The organism is Fluviibacter sp., from assembly GCF_057744235.1.
Window position 1 is genome coordinate 1 of record NZ_JBIJFP010000031.1, and the last position, 6,322, is coordinate 6,322.

Consider the following 6,322-nt stretch of genomic DNA (forward strand, 5'->3'; position numbering starts at 1 on the left):
GCGGCACCGGCCGGTCTCGAATCCTGGTTCGGGGATGGCATATGTCTGGCACCCGCCAGCCAACCGTCATCTCCGATTTGCGAACCCAATTTTTCGTTTTTACCTGTCATAGTGCAATGATAATCAAGAGTCATCAGAATCTAATGACAAGCAGCGGCTTTTTGTGTAATTTACGGCCATCTATCTTAGAAAGCCTGCTATGCGCACGACACCGATGCTCGCTGCTGTCATGATCTCTGCACTACTCAGTCTGACCGCCTGTCAAACCACCCAGAGCAACGGCCAGCCACTTACTGATAGCCAGGTGGTCAGCAAACGCGAAGCCATTCTGAAGATGGCAAGGACGGGGGTTGACGAACTGATCCGCCAGAATCCGAAGGTCGCCGAAGAGATTCGTAGTGCGGCCGGTTATGCCGTGTTCAATGCCACCAACGTCAACATTATTCTGGTGGTGCTCTCTAACGGTGACGGTGCGCTATTTCAGCCCGGCCAGAAACCGGTTTTCATGATGGAGCGTAAAGCCGGAGAAGGTGCCGGCGCCGGCTACCAGAAACAATACCAGGTCATCATCTTCAAGAATGAAGATGCAATCAAGCAGTTCACGGCCGCCAATGGCGTTGGTGGTGATGTGAATGCCAACATCTCCGCAGGTTCCGGTGGGATGCAACGTTCCATCAACCCGAATGTCTCGACCTACCTGGTCGGTCAATCGGGGTATGACCTGCAAGCCAACTGGGGTGGCTCGGTATACACCCCCAACGACACCCTGAACAATCCCGACATCCGCGGCGGCTACTAACGCATCAGATATCGTCGCCGTCACCATCATCGACGGCGACGACAGGATCGATGGGTGTCTCCGGCTGTGCATGGATGTTGTAGCTGTCACGCAGCACGCAGTTGCGCACGAAATCAATCGAGCTACGTAAGGTGTAATAATCGCTGGCAACCGATTTAGGCACCTTCATACCCAATGCCTCCCGCTCCATGCTATCCAGCTGGGCTAGATACTGCACTTTCTGCCCCGGATCGTAGGCCGTCACCAGCGACTGCTCGAAAAACTTCAACGCCCCATACATCCGATTGATGCGGCCCCGTACCCGGTTCTTATGATAATTGGGCATGGAACGGATCACCGGGTACGCCACCGCAAAAAACGGTAGCATCGTAATCACCAGGCGGCGAATGAATTCCGCCAGCCAGAAGGGGAGGACCTCCATCAATAGCGGCGTACCTTTCTCGTAGAAGATCTCTGCCTCTTTGCTCCGGTGCTGACTGCTATCCATGAATACCGGAAACTGCCCCTCTTTAGAGAAAAAGCTTTCTTTGCCATTAATATCTCTAGCTGCCATCAGGAATAGAGTCTGGATCGCCGGATGCAAACGTTCATCGATCAATATCTCTGTCGTCGTTGCAATCATCGGGTATGACATCGCTGGCCGATTGGTGGGCAAATCGAGCGCGCCCTCAGGTATTGTGACCATTTCAATCGCTGAAACCATCCGTGCATAAGCTTCGGCTCGCTCAAACTCTGATAATTGCAAGCCTTCAACCTTCAGTAGTTTCTGCACATTCGGCGATTCATACGTATCCACAATACATACCGCGTCCAGCCCGCCTGCACGCAGCATCTCAACAGCTTGTTCATCGGGGTATTCTTTAAATTTAGAAAGACCTCCTGTAATACCATTGAGCCTGAGCATTTCTTGCATCAGCATATGGGTACCACTATTCGGGGTACCCATATTGACCTTATGACTGAGAATCAAGGTTTCGCGCTCTTTGATCGGAAGCGGAACCGGGCTGCGATAAAAACACCAGAGCGGCTGATAATTGATACTGCCTAGGGTCTGGATGCCTTTGGCGCGATAAGGAGCCGCACCTGCCATGACGAATCCCGCCATGACCCGGTCCTGTAGATCCTGCAACCGATGAACATTTTCTACGGACCCCTCCGTAGGTACCAAATGTAACGTAACGCCACGTTCTGCAAAATAGCTCGCGTACTTTTTACCAAGCGCTTCATTTGAACTGCCGGCAGGGCCTGTTGCGGCCCATATCTGACGGGGAGGTGCCGGGTCGGCAATCCATAATGCCCCCACCAGAATCACCAGCAGAATCGTCAGTGCGGGCCAGGTCTCCTGCACAAAGGACTTGAGATCTTTCCAACCATCAATCATGGTTTCGCGTATCGCGATGATCTGATCCTGCACATCCTCCCGAAACGTCGCCATAGACTCCCCGCTTAATCTGCCGCCATGCGTAAAACCGAAGACTAACGGATAATTGGTTTTTTTGCTTCAAATCACCTCGCCATGTCCGGTCTGTTTCCCTGGCTCCCCGTGCCGCTCCAGTTTGTCGGCCTGCTAATTCTGTCGAATGTGTTTATGACATTCGCCTGGTATGCCCACCTGCGCAATCTGTCGGACAAACCCTGGTGGATTGCGGCACTCGTCAGCTGGGGTATTGCGCTGGCCGAATACCTCTTTCAGGTGCCGGCGAACCGGATCGGCCATACCGAGTTTTCTCTAGCCCAGCTCAAGATCACCCAGGAAGTGATTACCCTGATGGTTTTTGTGCCGTTCTCCGTACTTTATATGGGGGAAGGTATCAAGCTGGACTATCTCTGGGCCGGTCTGTGTCTGATGGGCGCTGTTTACTTCATTTTCCGCAGTTAACGTGCCCATGGCTCAACACCCGACACAAACCCACCCTGCCCCCCATCAAACACCGACCCGTGTCGCTGTTGCGGCTTGCTTTGGCACCTTTCTCGAATGGTATGACTTTCTGACCTTTGCCGCCCTCGCGGTCTGGTTCGGCCCTTTGTTTTTCCCACCGGAAAACCCCACGACTGCGCTTCTTGCCAGCCTCGCCACCTTTGGCGCCGGCATGATCGTCCGCCCACTCGGCGCCGCCTTCTTTGGCTCCCTGGGTGACCGGATCGGGCGACGCAAGGTGTTCATGATCACCATCGCCCTGATGGGGGGTGCGACCTTGGCGGTAGGGCTACTACCCACCTATGCCCAAGCCGGGCTATGGGCGCCCGCCCTGCTGGTCACCCTTCGCCTGTTGCAGGGCTTGTCCGCAGGCGGTGAAATTGGCGGCAGTGCGGTCTATCTGACAGAACATGCTCCCGTAAAAAATCGCGGGCTCTTTACCAGTGTTCTGCAACTCATGGGTCCGCTGGGCATTCTGGCCTCCACCCTCCAGATTGCCCTACTGCAACAGCTGTTGAGTACGGATGAGTTCATGCGCTGGGGCTGGCGCGTGCCCTTCTGGATCTCGCTCGTACTGCTGCTGATCTCTCTGAAAGTCCGGGCCGCGCTCCACGAAACACCCATCTTTCATGCCCTACAGGCCAGAGCAGCGCTCACACAAACCCCACTGCGAGACTGCTTCAGAGACCGGCAAACACTCGCACGGATGGGGCTGCTCTTTCTCTGCATATCCGCCGGTGGTGGGATTCTCTTCTTCTCCGCCCAGGTCTACAGCGGTGTCTTCCTTAAAACCGTGGCGGGATTCGAAGACGCGCACAGCAGCCTGCTCGTTGCCATCGGTACGGCCGTGCTTTTTCCCCTGACATTGCTGGCCGGCTGGTTGTCGGACCACATCGGGCGCCGCAAGGTAGTCCTGAGCGGGTTACTCCTCGGCGCGTGCAGCATTCTGCCAGTATTCCATGGCTGGCTTAGCTCGGGGCCTGAACACACATCCATGGCCGTTGGGCTGATGGTCATCATGACACTACCGCTGGCGCTGGTCACTGGCCCACAGACCGCATTACTGGCCGAACTGTTTCCTGCCCGCACCCGCTATAGCGCAGCGGCCCTGCCCCATAACCTGGCAGCCGGCTGGGTCGGCGGTTTATTACCTTTTGTGATTACCCTGATTAACGATCAGACCGGCAATCCACTAGCCGGCCTCTGGTATCCGGCGATTTTTCTCGGCGTCGCGTTTGCCGTGGGCCTACGTTATTTGCCGGAAACACGGGGCGTGGATCTGAGCCGCTAACTGCCATTAGCCCCAGCTACGTACCCGGCCAGTATCGATGTGCACAAACTGCTCCGAAGGGTAGTAACCGACACCGCCGGCCGCCAGGGACAAGGCGGCATCGCGCAGTTCTGCCAGCGGCACGCCGGGCAGGCGCACATCAATCGCCTTACCTTCCATGTGCAGGCTGCGCTTAGCCACACCGCCACCACGCGAGTTACGCAGATGGCTATTGGTTTCCGGGCACCGATATCCGGAAATCACTTCAAATGACCGTGGAGATTTACTCCCCAGCAACTGTTGAACCTGATGCAGTAGATCAAATAACTGGGGATCCATCTGCCCTACCGTCCCGGAATAATGATCGCGCAAGAATCGATTCAACGAGCGCATGGCATCCGGCACATACTGATCGTTCACGGCATACACCAGATCCAGTCGCTCCCGGGTGTGCGTGTGATTAAACGCCAACGTCCGTTGTAGCCCGGACAACATCGCCGGACCCACTGTTGCCTGCTGCGCTGACGGCGTGTAAGCCGCTCGGGCCACGCCGGTAAAAGGCAGCGCAATACCACCGGCTGTCCATTTGGCAGCCTGACGGAAAAACTGCCGGCGATCATGTTTATGCATCTTCATCATTTCATTTTAGTCTAATCGGGCCACTTTGCCAGTGTCATGGCCTGAACCACGCTGCACTGAGTGACTGTATTTGGCCAAAGCCGCCTGCAGACGTTTGTCATGCCCGTAAATATCCGCGTAGAAGTAAATGGCGCCGCCTCGCTGTTTCACAATAGCCGTACCGTAGGCAATGACCACCATGATGGGCGTTTTAAGGCGAATCGTCCTGGACGTTCCGCTCTCCATGGCATCGCGGATCTTCTCGGTCGTCCATTCCGGCTCGCCCTTCAGGACAAACTCCGCCAGGGCAACCGGGGCTTCGACCCGGATACAACCATGGCTGAAATCGCGTCGGTCACGCTGAAACAGCCCGACGGATGGCGTATGGTGCATGTAGATATTGTCGTTGTTCGGGAAAATGAACTTGATATCTCCCAGTGCATTCTGGGCGCCGGGCCGCTGACGGATGCGCGCCTGACCACTCTGCAATGCCGCCAGTTGTGCATCATCCAGGTGCGTTACTACCTCACCTGACCGAGTGACAATTTCGAAGCCCTGACGGTCGAAATATCCGGGATCGCGTCGCAATTTCGGCACGGTTTCTGATCGGGTGATTGATGGCGGGACGTTCCAGTACGGACTGAATTCAATGGCCCGCATCTGCTCATTAAACATCGGAGTCTGCGTATTGAGCGACTTGCCGACAATCACATTCATCTGTAATGGAATCTGCACCTGATCACCGTTAACTTCCAGTCCGCGCAATTCGAACTCCGGCAGATTCACCACCAGCATGCGTTTATCTGCCGAGAGCGGTGTCCAGCGTAGGCGCTCCAGGGTCAGCACAATCTGTTCAACGCGGGCAGAAGGCTTTACGTTCAGCTGTTCGAACGTCCCTTTACCAATCACGCCATCCGGGTTCAAGCCATGACGCTTCTGAAACTGCTTGACGCCATCGACCAGCGCCCCCTGATAGCGCTCAGGGGGCTCAAAGCCTTGTGGCAAATCGCCCAGCGCCATGAGGCGGGCGGCCAGTGCATGCGTCCCGGCGTAGGCACTGCCGGGCTCCAGTTTGGCGGCAGGCAATCCTGCTAAGGGCTGAACCCATGCCGGATTGCCTTCGAGGGCACGATAACGCGCCAACCAGGGCAAAAGCGCCTGATACAGGGGAAACGTTGGGGTCGCGGCACGCACCGCCTGATCCAGATTGCCCGCTGCCATTGCGGCATTCAAGGTGGCCGTCACATCCAGAGACTTGGGTGGCACATCAAAGTTGGCATACACGCTCCGCGGATCTACACGCCCGTAATGCAGGTCATGCAGATAGCGCGTCATCGCCGCCGACAGCGCTGCCTCTAATGGCGCGGCGTTAGAAGCGAGGCCCGGCTGATTGATCGCCTGAGCCAATCGGGCCGCATCGTAATCCGCAGGATCCAAGCCCTCTCGATCCGCCTGGGCCAGTATCTGTACCGCAGACTTGGCCAGAGGCGTTGGCCGGCCCTCCACAACCCAGGTGCCATGGCGTAGGCCATCGGCCGCAAAGACCGGCGCACAGACCAACCCGGCACCGACCAATAAACCCGCAACCGTATTTTTCCAGACTGCGCCAACGGCCATGAAGGACTCCTTAATTTGCATAAAGATCATTGTGCCGCATTTCCAGCCATTTCCACGCGTTTCCGGTGAGCAGCCCAGCAGGTGCTTTGAGCTAGCAACC

The 6,322-nt window shown here is 56.3% G+C and carries 6 protein-coding genes; 3 read left to right on the forward strand and 3 right to left on the reverse strand.

What is annotated here, in order from left to right; translation table 11 throughout:
• Window positions 1-199: 199 nt before the first annotated feature.
• Window positions 200-799 carry a lipid-binding SYLF domain-containing protein gene (locus tag AC3GOJ_RS09845; protein ID WP_488237294.1) on the forward strand — a complete coding sequence of 200 codons (600 nt, stop codon included), beginning with the start codon at window positions 200-202 and terminating at the stop codon, window positions 797-799.
• 4 nt (window positions 800-803) lie between these two features.
• Here AC3GOJ_RS09845 and AC3GOJ_RS09850 read toward each other — a convergent pair whose 3' ends face one another.
• Complete coding sequence (locus AC3GOJ_RS09850; RefSeq protein ID WP_488237295.1) at window positions 804-2,234, reverse strand: TAXI family TRAP transporter solute-binding subunit; 1,431 nt, start codon at window positions 2,232-2,234, stop codon at window positions 804-806.
• An 81-nt stretch (window positions 2,235-2,315) separates the two neighbouring features.
• Between AC3GOJ_RS09850 and AC3GOJ_RS09855 the strand changes: the two genes are divergently transcribed.
• Both AC3GOJ_RS09855 and AC3GOJ_RS09860 read left to right on the forward strand, forming a co-directional pair.
• Complete coding sequence (locus tag AC3GOJ_RS09855; protein ID WP_488237296.1) at window positions 2,316-2,678, forward strand: DMT family protein; 363 nt, start codon at window positions 2,316-2,318, stop codon at window positions 2,676-2,678.
• 7 nt (window positions 2,679-2,685) lie between these two features.
• Window positions 2,686-4,008, forward strand: a complete 1,323-nt coding sequence (locus AC3GOJ_RS09860) for an MFS transporter (RefSeq protein WP_488237297.1) — start codon at window positions 2,686-2,688, stop codon at window positions 4,006-4,008.
• A 6-nt stretch (window positions 4,009-4,014) separates the two neighbouring features.
• Here AC3GOJ_RS09860 and mepK read toward each other — a convergent pair whose 3' ends face one another.
• Window positions 4,015-4,617 (reverse strand): peptidoglycan L,D-endopeptidase MepK, encoded by a 603-nt coding sequence (mepK, locus tag AC3GOJ_RS09865; protein WP_488237298.1) that lies wholly within the window; start codon window positions 4,615-4,617, stop codon window positions 4,015-4,017.
• A gap of 15 nt (window positions 4,618-4,632) precedes the next feature.
• Window positions 4,633-6,322: L,D-transpeptidase family protein (locus AC3GOJ_RS09870; RefSeq protein ID WP_488237299.1), on the reverse strand; the 1,690-nt coding region annotated here is incomplete at its 5' end.

Excerpts from the sequence above, each read along its gene's own strand:
- AC3GOJ_RS09845 (WP_488237294.1), top strand. The coding sequence starts at position 200 with ATGCGCACGACACCGATGCTCGCTGCTGTCATGATCTCTGCACTACTC.
- AC3GOJ_RS09850 (WP_488237295.1), bottom strand. The coding sequence starts at position 2,234 with ATGGCGACGTTTCGGGAGGATGTGCAGGATCAGATCATCGCGATACGC.
- AC3GOJ_RS09855 (WP_488237296.1), top strand. The coding sequence starts at position 2,316 with ATGTCCGGTCTGTTTCCCTGGCTCCCCGTGCCGCTCCAGTTTGTCGGC.
- AC3GOJ_RS09860 (WP_488237297.1), top strand. The coding sequence starts at position 2,686 with ATGGCTCAACACCCGACACAAACCCACCCTGCCCCCCATCAAACACCG.
- mepK (WP_488237298.1), bottom strand. The coding sequence starts at position 4,617 with ATGCATAAACATGATCGCCGGCAGTTTTTCCGTCAGGCTGCCAAATGG.